The sequence below is a fragment of the Arthrobacter sp. ATA002 genome, assembly GCF_026898095.1.
Lineage (GTDB): Bacteria > Actinomycetota > Actinomycetes > Actinomycetales > Micrococcaceae > Arthrobacter_B.
This window is the reverse complement of sequence record NZ_CP114015.1, coordinates 3,617,928-3,635,162: the sequence shown is the minus strand read 5'-3', so window position 1 is coordinate 3,635,162 and position 17,235 is coordinate 3,617,928. Positions and strand designations below refer to the sequence as shown.

Annotated in this window: 12 protein-coding genes and 2 pseudogenes; 7 read left to right on the top strand and 7 right to left on the bottom strand. The window is 67.0% G+C overall.

What is annotated here, in order from left to right:
• Positions 1–57: 57 nt before the first annotated feature.
• From OL239_RS17870 to OL239_RS17850, 5 genes and pseudogenes are all read right to left on the bottom strand, one after another.
• Positions 58–348, bottom strand: coding sequence for a DUF1540 domain-containing protein (locus OL239_RS17870; RefSeq protein WP_268910018.1), 291 nt, complete (start codon positions 346–348; stop codon positions 58–60).
• Positions 349–454: 106 nt separating this feature from the next.
• Positions 455–1,366: a hypothetical protein gene (locus OL239_RS17865; protein WP_268910017.1), complete on the bottom strand. Its 912-nt coding sequence runs from the start codon at positions 1,364–1,366 to the stop codon at positions 455–457.
• Between the two features lie 57 nt (positions 1,367–1,423).
• Entirely contained in the window at positions 1,424–1,789 is a 366-nt protein-coding gene (locus tag OL239_RS17860) for a DoxX family protein (protein WP_268910016.1), read from the bottom strand.
• A 108-nt stretch (positions 1,790–1,897) separates the two neighbouring features.
• Complete coding sequence (locus OL239_RS17855) at positions 1,898–2,917, bottom strand: LacI family DNA-binding transcriptional regulator (RefSeq protein ID WP_268910015.1); 1,020 nt, start codon at positions 2,915–2,917, stop codon at positions 1,898–1,900.
• A gap of 123 nt (positions 2,918–3,040) precedes the next feature.
• Positions 3,041–4,764 (bottom strand): annotated as a pseudogene (locus OL239_RS17850) (glycoside hydrolase family 13 protein).
• A 309-nt stretch (positions 4,765–5,073) separates the two neighbouring features.
• Between OL239_RS17850 and OL239_RS17845 the strand changes: the two are divergent.
• From OL239_RS17845 to OL239_RS17835, 3 genes and pseudogenes are all read left to right on the top strand, one after another.
• A pseudogene (locus OL239_RS17845) lies at positions 5,074–6,359 on the top strand (sugar ABC transporter substrate-binding protein).
• Between the two features lie 134 nt (positions 6,360–6,493).
• The gene (locus OL239_RS17840) at positions 6,494–8,101 is read left to right on the top strand and encodes an ABC transporter permease subunit (RefSeq protein ID WP_268910014.1); all 1,608 of its coding nucleotides are present in this window, start codon (positions 6,494–6,496) and stop codon (positions 8,099–8,101) included.
• Positions 8,098–9,036: a sugar ABC transporter permease gene (locus OL239_RS17835; protein ID WP_268910013.1), complete on the top strand. Its 939-nt coding sequence runs from the start codon at positions 8,098–8,100 to the stop codon at positions 9,034–9,036. Before OL239_RS17840 ends, OL239_RS17835 begins: the two co-directional genes overlap by 4 nt.
• Here OL239_RS17835 and OL239_RS17830 read toward each other — a convergent pair.
• The gene (locus OL239_RS17830; RefSeq protein WP_268910012.1) at positions 9,033–10,010 is read right to left on the bottom strand and encodes an aldo/keto reductase; all 978 of its coding nucleotides are present in this window, start codon (positions 10,008–10,010) and stop codon (positions 9,033–9,035) included. The genes OL239_RS17835 and OL239_RS17830 overlap by 4 nt on opposite strands.
• Positions 10,011–10,195: 185 nt before the next feature.
• Here OL239_RS17830 and OL239_RS17825 point away from each other — a divergent pair, with 185 nt between their 5' ends.
• Positions 10,196–11,254, top strand: coding sequence for a CHAD domain-containing protein (locus OL239_RS17825; protein WP_268910011.1), 1,059 nt, complete (start codon positions 10,196–10,198; stop codon positions 11,252–11,254).
• 99 nt (positions 11,255–11,353) lie between these two features.
• Complete coding sequence (locus OL239_RS17820) at positions 11,354–12,922, top strand: MFS transporter (protein WP_268910010.1); 1,569 nt, start codon at positions 11,354–11,356, stop codon at positions 12,920–12,922.
• 26 nt (positions 12,923–12,948) lie between these two features.
• Here OL239_RS17820 and OL239_RS17815 read toward each other — a convergent pair whose 3' ends face one another.
• The gene (locus tag OL239_RS17815; RefSeq protein ID WP_268911814.1) at positions 12,949–13,983 is read right to left on the bottom strand and encodes an LLM class flavin-dependent oxidoreductase; all 1,035 of its coding nucleotides are present in this window, start codon (positions 13,981–13,983) and stop codon (positions 12,949–12,951) included.
• A 216-nt stretch (positions 13,984–14,199) separates the two neighbouring features.
• Between OL239_RS17815 and OL239_RS17810 the strand changes: the two genes are divergently transcribed.
• Positions 14,200–15,273, top strand: coding sequence for a lipid II:glycine glycyltransferase FemX (locus tag OL239_RS17810; RefSeq protein ID WP_268910009.1), 1,074 nt, complete (start codon positions 14,200–14,202; stop codon positions 15,271–15,273).
• Positions 15,274–15,885: 612 nt separating this feature from the next.
• A complete protein-coding gene (locus tag OL239_RS17805) occupies positions 15,886–17,217 on the top strand; it encodes a threonine/serine ThrE exporter family protein (protein ID WP_329609290.1) in 1,332 nt (443 codons plus the stop codon).
• Positions 17,218–17,235 lie beyond the last annotated feature (18 nt).

Below are 17,235 nucleotides of genomic sequence, written 5' to 3'. Positions count from 1 at the left end.
AGGCTTGGATCACATTGCCGGATCGTGGGAGGACATATCCGCCGGACGCGGCAGCGGCTACCGGTGCTGATAGGTCAGGCAGTCCGCCAGTTCAGCACCGGGGCCGACCCGGACGTCACGGGCGGTGCACATGAGGCGGTCGTTATGCCGGCATTCGCTGCGCAGGCACGCGCCCACCGAGGCCAGGACCTTGGGCAGGCCGCCCGTTTCCGTGGTGTCGATGAAGGTGGAGCAACTGGCATGGTCGGGGGTTCCGCCGACGGTAATGGCATAGGCGGTGCAGCCGTCGTGGTTGTAGTCACAGCTGTGGACGGCGCAGTCGCTAACGGGCGCAACATGGTCAGTCATGATTCCTCCAAAGGGGAGTTGCCTTTGCTCGGATTCCGAACGTACCACCGCTGCGCGCCAATAATTAGGACGAATTTGTTGGACGTATTGTGCGCTGCCGGGGACCTTAGCCCAGCCCCTCCAGTGTGGACTGTGCCTTCTCCGCGGCCCGCCGCGCCGCGCGGGCCGAACGCCGCGCCGCATCACGTGCGCGTTCCAGGGCCCCCGCGCGGCGGTCGACGGAGACCACTTCGCGTTCCAGCTCGTGGATCCGGACGCGCAGTTCGTCGATTTCGTCAGTGAGCTCATCGCGCCGCCCGGCAACCTTGTCCACCTCGTCCTGGGCCGATTTCAGTGCCTCCTCGGCCCGGGCGGCGTCCCGCTGTGCCTCCTCCAGTGCGGCCCGGGCCGTACGGCGTGCCCGGTCCGCGGCCGCCTTTTCCTTCCGTGACGGCACCGCGGAGGCGTCCCCGCCGGTTCCGGACCGCGGGGACGAGCTGCGGGTTCCGCCGGCGGCAGGCGGGCGCACCGATCCGGGATCTGCGACAGCTCCGGCAACGTCCACCGGGTCCCACCCGTTCGCTTCGAGCCCGCGCACCAGCTGGCCGCTCGCTGCGGCCGCTGCGGCATCGGCATCGGTCATGGCCGCCCACAGCGTTTGTTCAACTTCGGCTCCGACGGCGGCGCTGACCGGATGCCCCAGCTGCCCGGCAAGGCTCAGGGCTTCCCGCGCCACGGAGCGGAGCAGCCGCTGGCGCTCGCCGCTGAGCCGGCGCAGCTGTTGTTGGTCCAGGTCATTTTGTGCCTCGCGCAGGACGGCGCCCAGCTCGAGGACTTCGGAGATCAGTTCCGTGCGGTGCAGGCAGAGCATGTTGACGAGCCAGGCCGCTGAGGACGGTTTCGGCAGGGAACGGATCGCCTTTCCCAGGCCCTTGTCCCCGCCCTCCGCCGCCTCGGCGGCGCGCCGGTTGCGGGCGGCGGTGAACTCGCCGGGCATGAGGGCGTACAGCTCGGCTGCCGCTTCTGCTGTGCCTGCCATTGCGCGTCCGCTCCCTTTCGCCGGGCTGCTGGTGAGGATTCAGGCCGGGGAAGGGGCTCAGAGCAGCTGCGCCAGCCGCCCCCACACCACAAACGCCGCCAGTATCAAAAGGATAGCCGGGAGGACCGCGGCCTGGCGCTGGCCGCGGCGCAGGTGCATCAGCACCGCCAGCGACATGAGGGCCAGCAGGCCGGCGGCAGCGGCGGGGGTCAGCCAGGGGGACCAGCCCAGCAGTCCGGGAAGCAGCAGGCCCAGGCCGGCCGCGATTTCCACCACGCCCAGCGCCCGGATGGCCGCCGGCCGATATCCGTCGGTCCAGGGCAGTTTCCGCAGCTGCCGCGCGGGCCGGGTCAGGCGCTGCCCGCCGATTCCCAGGAACAGCAGGGCCAGGACTATCTGCAGGATCCAGAGAAAGGGCGACATGGGCGGGCGGAGTTCCTTCGGCCGGACGGACTGACGTTTTAGTTAAGCACGGGTGAGGGCCGAAGACGAGTATCGGCCTCGATGCCGCAGCTCCACGCCGCGCACCGATCAGCTCCGCAGGTCCGCCGGCACGGAGGTGCTGGAGCGGACCACGAACTCGGTGGGGAAGAACCGCTGGATCCAATCCGCTGCCGGCGGCTTCTGCGCCAGGAGCGACAGGACCGCCGCCACGGCGGCTGCACCCTGGCCCTTCGGGTCCTGGCTGATGGTGGTGAGCCCAAAAACCTCGCCCAGTTCGTGGCCGTCAATGCCAATAACGGACAGGTCTCCGGGAACGCGCAGGCCCAGGTCCCCCGCCGCGAGAATGGCGCCGATGGCAAGTTCATCCGAGGCGCAGAAGATGCCGGTGGGCCGGCCGTGCGGAGCCGCCAGCAGGCTTTTTGCCGCCCGCACTCCGCTGGCCACGGAAAAGTCCACGCTGTTGACATGCCGGCATTCCAGGCCGGCCCTGCCCATGGCCTGCTCATAGCCGTCCCGGCGGGTGCTGCCCAGCCGGAAATCGCGTTCCAGTTCCTCGCCGCCGCCGATGTGGGCAATCCGGGTGTGACCCAGCGATATCAGGTGCTCCGTCGCCAGCACGGAGATGTTGGCCTCGTCCACCCGGATGGTATGTGTCTGCGGCAGGGGCCCGCCGATGGCGACAATCGGCTTGCCGACGGCATGCAGCTGGGCAAGTTCCTCATCGGTGAGTTTCAGCGCCACCGCGATGACGGCATCGAGCCGCTGCCGGCGCAGCATCTCGGTCAGCACGCTTTCGCGGTGGCCGGGCCCGTCACTGGTGTTGTACAGGGTCAGGTCATACCCGGCGTCGATCAGGGCAGCGGCAGCGCCTTCGAGGACCTGGGAAAAATACCAGCGGCCCACCGTGGGCATGACAATTCCGATATTTCGGCTGCGGCCGGAGGCCAGCGAGGAAGCGTTGTAGGACAGGACATAGCCCAGTTCCTCGGCGGCGGCCCGGACCCGGCGGCGGGTGGCCTCGGAGACCTTGCCGTTGCCGCTGAGGGCGCGCGAGACCGTGGCAGAGGACACTCCGGCGTGTTCGGCCACGTCTTTGATGCCAGGCACGGTTTTCCTCGATTCGGCGGCTGCTGGTCATAGCGGACGCTTGCCGCTACGGGGGTGGACGCCGGCAGCTGGACGGGAGCAGCGTCGGCTGCGGCACCGGACCGGCGTCCGGCGCCGCAGGCATTAGCTTAGCCGGAGCCAGACGGCGCGGTTGGGCGCCAGGAATCCGCCGGCGGCGGCACCGGCTTCGCTGGACACCAGGACCTCCCCTTCAGGAAGCAGCAGCGGTTCGGTGCCCATGTTGAGCACCGTCAGGACGCTGCCGTTCAGGAAGGCAACCGCGGACTCGCCGTCGACATCCGGCCACCACGCGAGGGACCCGGCGCCGAGGGCATATTCCCGGCGCACCGCCAGCGCACTGCGGTAAAGGTTCAGGGTGGAGTCGGGATCCCCCGCTGGACGTCCCGGGCCAAAGAGGCCCAGCCGGCCGGCTGCGGCAGCCAGGCAGAGCCGGTGCTGCTGAACCCAAAGCTGTCCGCCGCCGCGTACCAGGGCAGGGGGACACGGCAGCCGTCGCGGCCCAGGCGGGCGCCGCCGGTGCGGTGGTAGCTGGGATCCTGCCGGAAATCGTGCGGCATGGTGGTGTGGTCTGGCAGGCCCAGCTCCTCGCCCTGGTACAGGTAGACGCCGCCGGGCAGCGCCAGCATGAGCAGCGTGGCGGCACGGGCGCGGGACAGGCCGAGCTCGTCATTGGGCTGCGGGTCCTCCGGGCCCAGGCCGTCGCCGGGACGCTCCTGGCGGCCTTCGATGCCGAAACGCGTGGCGTGCCGGACGACGTCGTGGTTGGAGAGCACCCAGGTGGTGGGCGCGCCCACCTTATCGAAGGCCTCCAGCGATGAGCCGATAACGTGGCGGACGGCGCCGGGATGCCAGTCGTGGTTGAGGTAGGCGAAGTTGAAGGTCTGGTGCATTTCATCGGGGCGGACCCAGTCGGAAAGCCGGTCCAGCGGATCGATGGTGGCTTCCGCGCAGAGCACGCGCTCGCCGTCGTACTCCTCCAGCAGTTTCCGCCACGACCGGAAAATGTCATGAACCTCCGGCTGGCCGAACATCGGCGCTTCCGCGCCCGGGAAACCCTCCGAGGAGCAGCCGTCCGCGCGGCCGCCCCAATCGGGAAGGCCGGACTTTTTCACCAGGGCGTGGGCCACATCGACGCGGAAACCGCCGACGCCGCGGTCCAGCCAGAAGCGCAGCACCCGTTCGAATTCAGCGCGGACAGCGGGGTTGTCCCAGTTGAAATCCGGCTGGCTCGAATCGAACAGGTGCAGGTACCACTGGCCGGGGGTGCCGTCCGCGTTGGTCGTCCGGGTCCAGGCCGATCCGCCGAAGTGGGACTGCCAGTTGTTGGGCGCGGCATCACCGTTGGAGCCGGCACCGTCACGGAAAATGAACATGTCCCGTTCCGGGGAACCTGCGGGTGCGGCCAGTGCCGCCTGGAAGAGGGCGTGTTCATTGGAGCAGTGGTTGGGCACCAGGTCCACGATGATCCGGATGCCGTGGCCGGAGGCCTTCTCCACCAGGGCGTCAAAGTCCTCCAGCGTGCCGAACAGCGGATCCACCGAGCAGTAGTCGGCAACGTCGTAGCCGGCATCGTTCTGCGGGGACTTGAAGAACGGGGACAGCCACAGTGCGTCAATATCCAGCTCCGCGAGCGAGCCCAGCTCGGCCGTGATGCCGGGGAGGTCCCCGATGCCGTCGCCGCTCAGGTCGCGGAAGGACCGCGGATACACCTGGTAAATCACGGAGGAACGCCACCACTGGCGGTCCTGCTCGCTGGAGGCCGCGTGCAGGGGGACTGGGGACGGGCCGGTAAGGGGGCCGGTGCCGGGAATTACGTCGCTGAGCATGGGAGCCATCCTAGGGGCATATCCGACCGGAAATGAAAACGCTTGCACCGCCGTGGCTGAACCTAAGATTGCTTATTTTTAGCGGATTGCTGGTATAAATGCCGGATTTCCTCCGTAGCGTGATTCATCAAATAGTGACGCAAGTCTGTGATTGGACGCACAACGTGTACGCGCTTACACTTTCTCCATACTTAGGTCCCGCGGAGAGCTTCCGTTTGCTCCTGGCCCCTGCGCTGCCACAGCGCAGGCATGCTCGGGCGCCGCCTGAGAAAGCCGGAAACCACTTGAAAAACTAGGAGAGGTACACCAATGAAGGTGCACACAACGGGTACGACGGCGTTTGGCCGCCGTACCTTCGCTCTCGGGGCCGTCTCGGTCACCGCCGCCCTTGTCCTGAGTGCCTGCGGCGGCAGCGACGCCGCCGAGAGCACCGGCTCCACCGATCTGGCCAGCGCCGGGGCCACGACCCTGACCATGTGGGTCGATGCCGAGCGTTCCCCGGCCCTGACCGACGTCACCGCCCGGTTCAAGGAAGACACCGGCATTGAGATCAAGCTGGTGACCAAGGACTTTGAGCAGGTCTCGGACGATTTCATCACGCAGGTTCCCACCGGCAAGGGCCCGGACCTGATCGTGGGCCCGCATGACTGGCTGGGCAAGTTTGTGCAGAACGGCGTGGTCGCGCCGATCGAACTGGGCGACAAGGCAGCAGGCTTCTCTGAATCCGCCGTCACTGCCATGACCTATGAGGGCAGCACCTACGGTGTTCCCTACTCCATCGAGAACATTGGCCTGCTGCGCAACGCGGACCTGGTGCCGGAACCGGCAGCCACCATGGACGAGGTTATTGCCAACGGCACGGAGGCTGTCGCCAACGGCGCCGAGTTCCCGTTCCTGGTGGGCATGGACCCCAAGCAGGGCGACCCCTACCACCTCTACCCCTTCCAGACCTCGATGGGCGTGCCCGTTTTCGGAACCGACGAGACCGGCAGCTACGACGCCTCGAAGCTGGAACTGGGCAACGAAAACGGAGCAGCCTTCGCGGCCAAGCTGAAGGAATGGGGCGAGGGCGGAGCCGGGCTCCTGAACTCCAACATTTCCGCGGACATTGCCAAGGAAAAGTTCAACGCCGGAGCGTCCCCCTACTTCCTGACCGGTCCGTGGAACGTGCCGCTGGCGCAGGATGCCGGGATCAACGTTGTCGTCGATCCGCTTCCCACCGCGGCGCGCAGCCCGCGCAGCCCTTCATCGGTGTCAACGGCTTCTTCATCAGCTCCAAGAGCCAGAACTCCCTGGCCGCCACGGAGTTCGCGCTGAACTACCTGACCACCGAAGCCGTGCAGGACGCAATGTTCGAAGGCGGCGGACGCCCGCCGGCCCTGACCGCGTCCTTCGACAAGGCCGCCGAGGATCCGATCGTCGCCGCCTTCGGCAAGATTGGCGCCGACGGCGTGCCCATGCCGGCCATTCCGGAGATGGAAGCCGTCTGGGCCGACTGGGGCGGCACCGAGCTCGCCCTGATCAAGGGCCAGGGCGATCCCGCTGAATCCTGGGCAACCATGGTCGGCAACGTCGAAGCCAAGATCGCCAAGTAACCACGCAGTCCGGCAGCAGCCGCACCTTCAGTTAGACACGTCCGCCGGCGCCTTCGCCGGCGGACAGGCGCGGGCCGGGACGCCGCATCGATTTGTGCAGCGTCCCGGCCCGAACCGGTTCAAGGAGAACCCCGATGGTTGATCAGCTGGACACCCCTGTCCGCTCCGACAGTCCCGCACCCCGCAGGAAGCCCCGCCGCAGCCCCGACTCAACAGCCGGCCTGCTGGCGAAGATCCTGCTTCTGGGCCTGACTGACGCGTTTGCCGTGTACGTCCTCATGGCCCTGTTTATGAACGAGAAGTGGCTGATCCTCGCCGTCGCCGCCGCGGTGACAGTGCTGATCAACTGGATTTACCTGCGCCGCGGCGGCCTTCCGGCCAAGTATTTGGCCCCGGGCGTCCTGTTCCTGCTGGTCTTCCAGGTCTTCGTGGTGGTGTACAGCGGCTACGTGGCGTTCACCAACTACGGCGACGGGCACAACAGCACCAAGGCGGACGCCATCTCCTCCATCTCCATGAGCGCACAAAAACGCGTTCCGGATTCGCCGGCCTACCAGGTGTCGGTGGTGGAAAAGGATGACGTCCTGTCCCTGCTGGTCACCGATCCCGACGGCGGAGTGCGCATCGGCACCACCGGTGAACCGCTGGAAGATGTCGCAGACCCTGACCTGGGCGGCACCGGCAAGGCCGTGGGTGCCGACGGTTACCGGACCCTGAACTTCAACGAGCTGCTGTCCGTACAGCAGGAAATCACCGGCATCAAGGTTCCCCTGTCGGAAGACCTTGACGACGGCATCCTGCAGACGGCCGACGGTTCCAACGCCTACGTCTTCAAACCGGTGCTGATCTACGACGAAGCAGCGGACACCTTTACGGACACCGAGACCGGCGCGGTGTACCGCGACGGAGGAGAAGGTTCCTTTGTGGTGGACGACGGCGAACGGCTGGCCACCGGGTGGAAGGTGGGGGTGGGCTTCGAGAACTTCGAGCGGGCCTTCACCGATCCTGACCTGCGCGGTCCGCTGGTCAGCGTCATCCTCTGGACCTTCACTTTTGCCCTGGGCTCGGTGCTGCTCTGCTTCGGCCTGGGCCTGTTCCTGGCCCTGACGTTCAACCACCCGAACCTGCGCGGCAAGAAGATCTACCGCACCATCATGATCCTGCCCTATGCCTTCCCGGCGTTCCTGGCCGGGCTGGTGTGGTCCGGCATGCTCAACCAGGAGTTCGGCTTCATCAACGCAACGCTGTTCGGCGGGGCGGATATCCCGTGGCTGACGGACCCGTGGCTGGCCAAGTTCAGCGTGCTGCTGGTGAACACCTGGCTGGGGTTCCCGTACATGTTCCTGGTCTGCACCGGAGCCCTGCAGTCGCTGCCCGAGGACGTCAACGAGGCGGCCCGTATGGACGGTGCCTCAGCCTGGCGGATTTTCCGCTCGATCAAGCTGCCGCTGCTGCTGGTCTCCACCGCTCCGCTGCTGATCTCGACGTTCGCGTTCAACTTCAACAACTTCAATGTGATCTTCATGCTCACCGGCGGCGGTCCGCGGTTCTCCGACACCAACATGGACATCGGCGCCACCGACCTGCTGATCACCCTGGTGTACAAGGTGGCCTTCGGTCAGGGTTCCGGCCGTGACTACGGCCTGGCCAGCGCGCTCGCCGTCATTATCTTCATCATCGTGGCAGTCATCTCAGCGGTCAGCTTCCGGCAGACCAAGGCGCTGGAGGAAGTGAACTCATGAGCAACGCGACTCTGACCCCGGCAGGAAAAGGAGCCCCGGCGCATACGCCGGGAGCCGGCACGGTTCCGCAGCCGCGCAGGAGCTTCGGGCGCTGGTTCCGGGACAAGGGCTGGCGGCACCTGGTGGGCGTGGCCATGGGAGTGTTTGCGCTCTTCCCGCTGGCCTACGTGCTCTCCGCGGCGCTGAGCCCGACGGGAACCCTGGTTTCCGCCAACGGGCTGTTCACCACGGTCCAGTTCGACAACTTCGTCGACCTGTTCTCGGATCCGCAGAAGCCGTTCGCCAAATGGTTCGTGAACACGCTCGTCGTCGGACTGATCACCAGCGCGGGCACCGTGTTCCTCGGCGCCCTCGCGGCATATTCGTTCTCCCGGATGCGGTTCACCGGCCGCCGGTTCGGGCTGATGAGCCTGATGCTCCTGCAGATGTTCCCGCAGATGCTTGGCGTGGTGGCGATCTTCCTGCTGCTCAGCGGCATTTCCGACGTGGTCCCCTGGCTCGGACTGGGCAGCCAGACCGGCCTGATCATGGTCTACCTCGGCGGAGCGCTGGGAGTGAATACCTACCTGATGTACGGCTTCTTCAACACGGTGCCCAAGTCCCTGGACGAGGCGGCCCGCATCGACGGCGCCAGCCATGTGCAGATCTTCTTCACCATCATCCTGCGCCTGGTCACCCCCATCCTGGCCATCGTGGGGCTGCTGTCCTTCATTACGGCCACCGGGGAGTTCCTGATCGCCTCCATCGTGCTGAACGATCCGGACGCGCAGACCCTGGCCGTGGGCCTGTACTCCTTCGTCGGCGACAGCCAGTCCCGCACCTGGGGCGTGTTCTCGGCCGGTGCCGTGCTGGCGGCCCTGCCGGTCATGGCACTGTTCCTGTTCCTGCAGCGCTTCATTTCCTCCGGGCTGACCAGCGGGGCGGTGAAGGGCTAGAACCCGGCCACCGCCCGCGGCGTGTAGTCCTGCTCCAGGTCGTCCAGGTCCTCCGGCGAGAGCCGGAGGTCCAGGGCGGCCACGGCGTCATCCAGATGTCCGGCGGCGGAGGCACCGAGCACCGGGGCGCTCACCGTGGGATGGGCCAGCACCCAGGCGAGTGCGACCTGGGCGCGGGTCGCTCCGTGGCGCAGGGCCACGCGCAGTACGGCTCCGGCGACGGCCCGGTTGGCTTCCTCGGAGCCCGCATACAGCGAGTGCCCCAGCTCATCCCGGCGCTGGCGCATGGTCACTTCATCCCAGCCCCGCGCCAGCCGGCCCCGGGCCAGCGGCGAGTACGCCAGCACGCCGGTGCCGGTGGCAGCACACAGGGGGAACATTTCCCGTTCCTCCTCGCGGTAGACCAGGTTGTAGTGCGCCTGCATAGTGATGAACGGGGACCAGCCGCGGGCCTGCTGCAGTGCCTGCGCCCGGGCGAACTGCCAGGCATACATGGTGGACGCGCCCAGATAGCGGACCTTGCCGGCCCGCACCAGGCCGTCCAGTGTTTCCAGGGTTTCCTCCAGCGGGGTGGACGGATCCCAGCGGTGGACCTGATAGAGGTCAAGGTAGTCGGTGCCGAGCCGTTTGAGGCTTTCATCCACCTGCCAGAGAATATGCTTGCGCGAAAGACCCCACCCGTTGGGGCCCGGTGCCATTTCGCCGTGCACCTTGGTGGCGATGACCACCTCCTCACGCCTGGCCTGCTTCAGCACTGAGGCTCCAAGGATCCGCTCGCTGTCGCCGGAAGAGTAGACATTGGCGGTGTCGAAGAAGTTGATTCCCAGATCCAGGGCGCGGCGCAGGATCGGCGCGGACTCCGATTCGCGCAGCGTCCACCCGTGGGTTCCGCGGTGCGGATCGCCGTAGGTCATGCAGCCCAGCCCCAGGGCTGACACGGTGGCCCCCGAGTTGCCCAGTTTTACGAATCTCATGGTCTGACCCTCATACCTTGGCGTACCGCGGCGGCTGCCTCCGGGCCCCGGGAGCGCGGTTCCCTCGGACCGTACCGGTGATGCTACCGCCGCGTCGCCGCCGGCGAACAGGGCCGGAGCGCCGTTACCGCCCGCACTGCCGCAACCCCTGCCCCTGAGCCGTTGCGCGGTCATATACTGCAGCCATGCCTACCGCTCAGGAGCCGGAAATCCGGGAGCATGCGCCCCGTTCCGGCAAGACGACCAGCCCTCCGGCGGCTCCGGAGGGCTCGGCAGCCGCTGCTTCCGCAGCACCTCCAACCGTGACTTCCGCAGCCGCAGCCGCTGCGCAGATCGCCGTGCGCATCGCCGCGGATCCGCCCGCAGCACCCGAACCGGACGGGCCGGCCGGCCTCCTGCTGCAGTCCTACCTGCACGGGCAGCTGCTCACCCTGCTTGCCGAGGACCCGCGGGTCCGGGCCAACGAGCCGGACGGCGTGCATAAGATGCGTGTCAGCACCCGGCGGATGCGTTCGGCACTGGCCAGTTACCGCAGGGTGCTGGCAGCCGGTCCCGCCGGCGAAATGCGCAGTGAACTTAAATGGCTGGCGGGGATACTCGGCACGGCCCGGGACGCGCAGGTGATGCGCTCGCGCCTGCATGCCCTGATGGCCGGCCAGCCGGCGGAACTGGTGCTGGGGCCCGTGCAGCAGCACATCGACGAGGAGTTGCTTGGCGATTACCGGTCTGCGCATGCGTCCGTGCTGGCTGTGCTCGACGGCGCCCGTTACTTGCGCCTGCTGGAGCGGCTGGAGACTTTGGTGGCCAAGCCCGGCTTCATGCCGGAAGCGGATGCGCCGGCCGCAAAAATGGCAGCCCGGCTGCTCAAGCGGGACCGTAAGCGCCTGCACCGGCAGGTGCGTAACGCGCGGGATGCCGGCGGTGAGGAGCTCCGGTCCGAGTTCCTGCATGAGGCCCGCAAGGACGCCAAACGCCTGCGCTACGCGGCCGAGGTGGCACAGCCGGTGCGGGCCGAAGGATCCGCCGAGCTGATTGCCGGTGCTGAACACATCCAGAAGATCCTCGGTGAGCACCAGGACAGTGTGGTCAGCCGGGAGTACCTGCGCCGGTGGGGGGCTGCCGCTGCCGGAGCCGGCCACAACGGATTTACGTACGGCAGGCTGCATGCGCTGGAGGAAGAGCGCGGGACAGCGGCACGCAAACGGTTCCGCAAGGCCTGGGCAGGATTCCCGCGCGTGGTCTGAGGCGCTGCGCTCCCGGACCCTTTACCGCCCGGTACGTCCCCCGTACGCTTTTGAGGGGGTTAGGCGAGGCGCAGCTCCGGCCGGACGGAGGTACTCCAGATGGACCCGGTATCTCCCTGGGCACCGCTGCGCCGCCGAATGTTCCTGATCCTGTGGCTTGCCAACCTGGGATCCAGCATCGGCACCTGGATGCAGACGGTGGGCGCCCAGTGGTTCCTGGTGGAGAACAGTTCCAACCCCGCCCTCGTGTCGCTGGTGCAGACCGCAAACCTGATGCCATCCCTTTTACTGGGCCTTATCGCCGGGTTCCTCGCGGATGCCTTCAACCGGCGGAGGCTGATCCTCGGGGCCAACCTCTTTGCCGCCGGGGCCGCCGCCGTCCTGACTGTTATTGCCGCAGTGGGCCTGCTGGACCCGGACTCCCTGCTGCTGTACACCTTCCTGATCGGCTGCGGAGTGGCCCTGGCACAGCCGGCGTGGCAGGCCATCAACCCTGACCTGGTTCCCTGGGAGGAAATCCGGGCAGCGTCAGCCCTGAGCAGCATGGCGGTCAACGGCGCGCGGGCGGTGGGCCCGGCCCTCGCCGGAGGCCTCGTATCCCTCTTCGGACCGGCCTTCGTCTTCGGCCTGAACGCGGTGTCCTTTGTGGGCACCGCGGTGGCCGTCTATATCTGGCGGGCGCCTCCGGGTCCGGACGACCCTGAGCGGATGGGTGAGGCCCTTGCCGCCGGCATGCGCTATATCCGGGCGGCACCGCGCATCCGGCGCATCCTGCTCCGGACGGCCCTGTTCATGGCCCCCGGGAGCGCACTGTATGCGCTGCTTCCCGTGGCCGTCAACGGCCACCTCCGCCTCGGCTCCACCGGTTACGGACTGCTGCTGGGCGCGCTCGGGGCCGGCGCCGTCATCGGAGTGGTCCTGCTGCCCAGGGTTAAGGACCGGATCCACGACAACCTGATGCTGGGGCTGGCGGCCGGCGTCTTCGGTGCGGCAACGCTGGCCGCCGGGTTTCTGCCGGCTTCCCTGCTGGCTCTCCTGCTGGTTTTCGCCGGCATCTCCTGGATCGCCACCTTCTCCATCCTCAACAGCGCCATCCAGCTCACGCTGCCCGAATGGGTGCGGGCCCGCGGACTCTCGGTGTACCTGATGGTGACCACCGGCTCCCAGGCCCTCGGCGCCGTCCTGTGGGGGTCCCTCGCAACTGCCTTCGGATACGCCCCGGTGCTGGCGGCAGCGGGAATCCTGTTGGCAGCCGCAGGGCTGAGCGTCGCCGTCCTGCCGCTGCTGCCGCGCACCGGACGGGTGGACCGGAGCGTCGCCGAAGCGGACCTGGGACTCGAGAGCGAGCAGGAACCTTCACCAAACGCGGGACCGGTCACCGTCCTTGTCGCCTATGAGCTCGCTCCCGACAAGGCTGCCGAGTTCGTTCAGCTCATGCATGAGGTGCGCCTGGCCAGGATGCGCACCGGGGCGCGGGACTGGGAGCTGGTCCACTCGGTGACGGACTCCCGGCAGTTCCGGGAGATTTACGACGTCGCAACCTGGCGGGAGTACCTGCGCCAGGAACAGGAACGCATCACCGGCGAAGACCGGAAGCTGATCGATAAGGCCGCGGCGCTGACCGAGACGGAACCGCGCACCCGCTGGTTCCTTCCGGCGTCGGCCTGAGAGGCGTCGGCCTGGCACCCGGCGGACTACGCCAGCTGTTCGCGCACCAGCGGCGCCACCTCGGTGCCGTAGAGGCGGATGCAGTTCATCAGCAGCTCGTGCGGCAGTGTACCCAGGCTGTACTTGAGGTCGAAGCGGCTCAGCTCCAGCTCCCGGGCCACGCGGACGATTTTGGTGGCCACGGTCTCGGGCGAGCCGATAAACAGGGCTCCGGCCGGGCCGGCTGAGGCGAGGTAGTCGCTGTGGGTGGTGGGGTTCCACCCGCGCTCGCGGCCAATCCGGTTCTGCATCCGTTCAAAGTGCGGCCACGCTTCCTCAAGGGCCTGTTCATCGGTGGCGGCAATATACCCGGGGGAGTGTGCGCCCACCGGAAGCACCGGGCGGCCGAACTGCGCCAGTGCCCGCTTGTACAGATCCACGAACGGAGCAAAGCGTGCCGGTTCGCCGCCGATGATCGCCAGCATGAGCGGCAGGCCGTAATGGGCGGCCCGGACCACGGACTGGGGTGTGCCGCCAACAGCAATCCATGCCGGCAGCGCGCCGCCGGCAGTGGGCGGATACACCCGCTGGTTCTGCAGCGGGGCCCTGGTGCTGCCGTTCCACGTCACCGGGGTTTCCCGGCGCAGCTCGGCGAACAACTGCAGCTTTTCCTCGAAAAGCTCCTCGTACTGTGCCAGGTCCAGCCCAAACAGCGGAAAGGACTCGGTAAAGGATCCACGGCCCAGGATCACTTCGGCACGCCCGTTGGAGACCGCATCCAGTGTGGAAAAGCGCTGGAAGACCCGGATCGGGTCATCGGAGCTCAGCACGGTGACCGCGGATCCCAGCCGGATCCGGCTGGTTTGTCCGGCGATGGCGGCGAGGACAACATCCGGTGCGGACACCGCGAAATCCTCCCGGTGGTGTTCCCCGATGCCAATGAAGTCGATGCCCACCGAGTCTGCCAGCACGGCTTCGGCCACGACGTTGCGCAGCACCTGATGCTGCGGCAGCCGCTCGCCTCCGGGATCGGAGGTGACGTCGCCGAAGGTGTCCAAGCCGAGTTCCAGCCGCTGTCCCATGGTGCTCCCTGTCGTATCAAAGTTCATGTATTTGCATCTAGTCTAGCTGCGTGTTTTCGGTGCCGAATCACAGTGTCGTGCAGCTCCGGGATTTCATTGTGGGATCATCCCTGCGGATAGACTTGAGGGCGGTCCCCGGCCCATTTTCCGGGGCCCGGTTTGGATCAGCAGCAGATGGTGCAAGCGATCAGCGATCAAGCGATTAGTTGAGGTATTTTGCGAGACTTTAGTGCACGCCTGGCCACCGCCGACGAAAAAGAGAAATGGGACAGCCTGGTGCAGTCCAACCCGGGCGGCGGAAACGTGCTGCAGTCGGCTTCCTATGCGGAGGTCAAGTCCCACCACGGGTGGAATCCCCTGTATCTGGTGTTCACCGGCAGGGGCTACACAACATACAACCTGGCCATCGAAAAGAAACTCCCGGGGCTGGGGAGCCTCTGGTACCTCATTAAGGGTCCCGATGTTGCCGATCCTTCCGACGTGCCCGAGGTCCTTGACGCGCTGCGCCGGTTCATCAAGGAGTCCAAGCGGAACGTGTTCGCCGTCAAGGTGGAGCCGGACATCGTCGACAGCCCCCAGGTGCGGGCCCTGTTCGAAGGCGCCGGCCTGGTCAAGACCTTCAACCTGCAGCCCAACGACTCCACTGCGCTGCTGGACACCTCCCCTGACATCGAGCAGGTCCTGAAGAACATCTCGTCGCGCGGACGCAATGCCGTCCGCCGGGCAATCCGTGAAGGCGCCGACGTGCGCCGGGTGGAACCCACCGACGAGAACATGCGCACCATGTACAAGCTGATGAGCCACATCGAGGACCGCTCCGCGGCACGGATGCGTTCCTATGAGTACTACCACCGTTTCTGGTCCAACTTCGTGAAAGCCGGCCAGGGCCGGTTCTACTTCGCCTTCGAAGACGGCGAGCCCACGGTGGGTGCGTTCGTCATCGCCTACGGAAAGAAGGGCACCTACAAGGACGGCGGCTCCAAACCCCGCCGCAGCCAGTACGGTGATTCGCACCTGGTCCAGTGGACCGCGATTTCCGAGCTGAAGGAAGACTTCGGCATCGAGCAGTATGACTTCTGCGGAACGCCGCCCAGTGACCAGCTGAAAAACAAGGAGCACCCCCACCACGGGCTGGGCCTGTTCAAGACCAGCTTCTCCAAGACCGTGACGGATTTCGTGGGCTGCTATGACCTGGTGCTGAGTCCGGTGCGGTACAAGATTTGGAACACGGCCGGCGAACGCGTCGCGCGGCAGATCTACTGGCGCCGCCACCAGCAGCCGTTCTACTAACAGCAAGAGCCTGAACAGGATTCAGGCTCGCAGAGGCGAAAGGGTGAGTCCTTTGGAAAACACGTCCGATGCAGACCGCCAAAAGCCTGCACAGAACCCCGAACCAATGGTGGGGCCCATACCGGTGATCAAGCGTCCCGGCGGGACCAGCGGAAAGCAGCCGGCCGGTCAGCAGCCCGCGGCGCCGGAGGCCGGCAAGGCGGCGCCGGCAGGAGCGAAAGTGCGGCGTCCCGCCGCTCCCGGCAAAGCACCCCGGGGTTCCGCCCCGGCAGCCTCTCCGGGCCTGCCCACGGGGCCGGGTGGTTTCGGCCTGCGGAGCACCAGGCCCAAACCACCGCCACCCACCACCTCGGTGATTCAGACGCCGGTCAAGGGTACAGCGGGCGGCACGGGGACCGGGCGCATCCGGATCCCCGCCGGCGGGTTCGGCGGCGGCAAGTCCCCGCAACCCGGAGGCAGCGGCCAGCCGCCGCGGAAGCCGCGGTCCCGCAAAACGACGCCGGGGCAGCACGGCACCGGATCCAGCACTGTACGGCAGCAGGACCGGTCCTCCGCCGCCGCCCGGCGGATGCTGCGCCGGCTGGTGCAGGAGAAACGCCCCCCACCCAGGCCATGTCCATTGTGGAGCGGCTGGCCGGTTCCCCGTACGCAAACCCCCTGGTGCGCACCGCGGGCCCGGACGCCTCCGCGCGGAAGACCCTGGATCTGGCCCTAAGCCTGGCTGAGACCATGTTCCGTTACGGTGCAGGTGCCCTGGAAGTCGAGACGGCCATCATTGCCGTCACCGCAGCCTTCGGACTGGAGAGCATCGAGGTGGACATCACCAACCAGTCGGTGCTGCTGAACTATTCACCCAAAGACCAGACGCCCATCACGGTGATGCGGGTAGTCCGCTCCTGGACCAACAACTATGCGGGTTTGGGGCTGGTCCACCAGCTGGTGACGGACATCATCGACGGCGGAATCTCCCGGGCCGAAGCCTCCAACCGGCTCAACGAGATCACCCATCAGCCAAAGCCGTTTCCCCGCTGGGCGGTGACCGTGTCCACGGGCGTGTTTGCCGCCGCGATCGTGGGCTTCATCGGCGGCGGGCCGCTGGCATCGCTCGTGGCGTTCCTCAGCACCGTCCTGGTCAACCTGCTGCAGCGGCTCCTGGGCCGCTGGCGGGTGCCGGACTTTTTCAGCACCGCGGCGAGCGGCTTCCTGGTCACCGCCATCGCGATGCTCTTCTGGTCCTTCGAGGTGCCGATCTCGCCGGGCATCGTTGTTGCCGGCGGGATCCTGCTGCTCCTGCCAACCGGGCGGCTGGTCTCAGCAGTGCAGGATGCGATCAACGGATTCCCGGTTACCGCCTCCGGCCGTTTCCTGTCGGCGTTCCTGACCTTCGGTGCGCTGGTCGCGGGCATCGCCGTCGCGCTCGTCGTGGGAGCCCTGCTGGGCATGCCGCGGCTGGACGTGACCAACGTGACCGGGTCCCAGTATCCGTTTGCGGTGACCATGCTGCTGCTCGTTCTGGCGCTGGGCACCATCTGCGTAGTGGAACAGTCTCCCGTGAACCTGGTTCTGCCGACGGTGCTGACCGGAGCCGCGGGGTTCCTGGTGTTCCAGCTGGCCGAAACGGTGGGTGTCGGCCCGCGGCTCACGCCGGCCGTGGCTGCCATCTTTATCGGCATGGTGGCACGGATGGTCGCCCTGCGTCTGGGAGCTCCGCAGCTTATCGTCGCGGTCCCTGCCGTGCTCTTCCTGTTCCCGGGCCTGAGCATCTTCCGTGCCATGTACGGGCTGAGCATCGGCACCGATGACGTGACCATCGGCGCCGTCGGGATCTTCAACGCGCTCACGGTCATCCTGGCGATCGCCGGCGGCGTGGTGCTCGGTGACAACCTTGCGCGGCCGCTGACGCGCAACCTGTCGGGCAACGACCGGCGGAACCGCCGCCGGTAACAGCCGGCAGCAGTCCGG

Bases quoted from the DNA above. Each gene is read 5' to 3' on its own strand.
- OL239_RS17865 (WP_268910017.1), bottom strand. From the start codon at position 1,366: ATGGCAGGCACAGCAGAAGCGGCAGCCGAGCTGTACGCCCTCATGCCC.
- OL239_RS17815 (WP_268911814.1), bottom strand. From the start codon at position 13,983: ATGGGACAGCGGCTGGAACTCGGCTTGGACACCTTCGGCGACGTCACC.
- OL239_RS17830 (WP_268910012.1), bottom strand. From the start codon at position 10,010: ATGAGATTCGTAAAACTGGGCAACTCGGGGGCCACCGTGTCAGCCCTG.
- OL239_RS17825 (WP_268910011.1), top strand. From the start codon at position 10,196: ATGCCTACCGCTCAGGAGCCGGAAATCCGGGAGCATGCGCCCCGTTCC.
- OL239_RS17835 (WP_268910013.1), top strand. From the start codon at position 8,098: ATGAGCAACGCGACTCTGACCCCGGCAGGAAAAGGAGCCCCGGCGCAT.
- OL239_RS17840 (WP_268910014.1), top strand. From the start codon at position 6,494: ATGGTTGATCAGCTGGACACCCCTGTCCGCTCCGACAGTCCCGCACCC.
- OL239_RS17860 (WP_268910016.1), bottom strand. From the start codon at position 1,789: ATGTCGCCCTTTCTCTGGATCCTGCAGATAGTCCTGGCCCTGCTGTTC.
- OL239_RS17805 (WP_329609290.1), top strand. From the start codon at position 15,886: ATGTCCATTGTGGAGCGGCTGGCCGGTTCCCCGTACGCAAACCCCCTG.
- OL239_RS17820 (WP_268910010.1), top strand. From the start codon at position 11,354: ATGGACCCGGTATCTCCCTGGGCACCGCTGCGCCGCCGAATGTTCCTG.
- OL239_RS17870 (WP_268910018.1), bottom strand. From the start codon at position 348: ATGACTGACCATGTTGCGCCCGTTAGCGACTGCGCCGTCCACAGCTGT.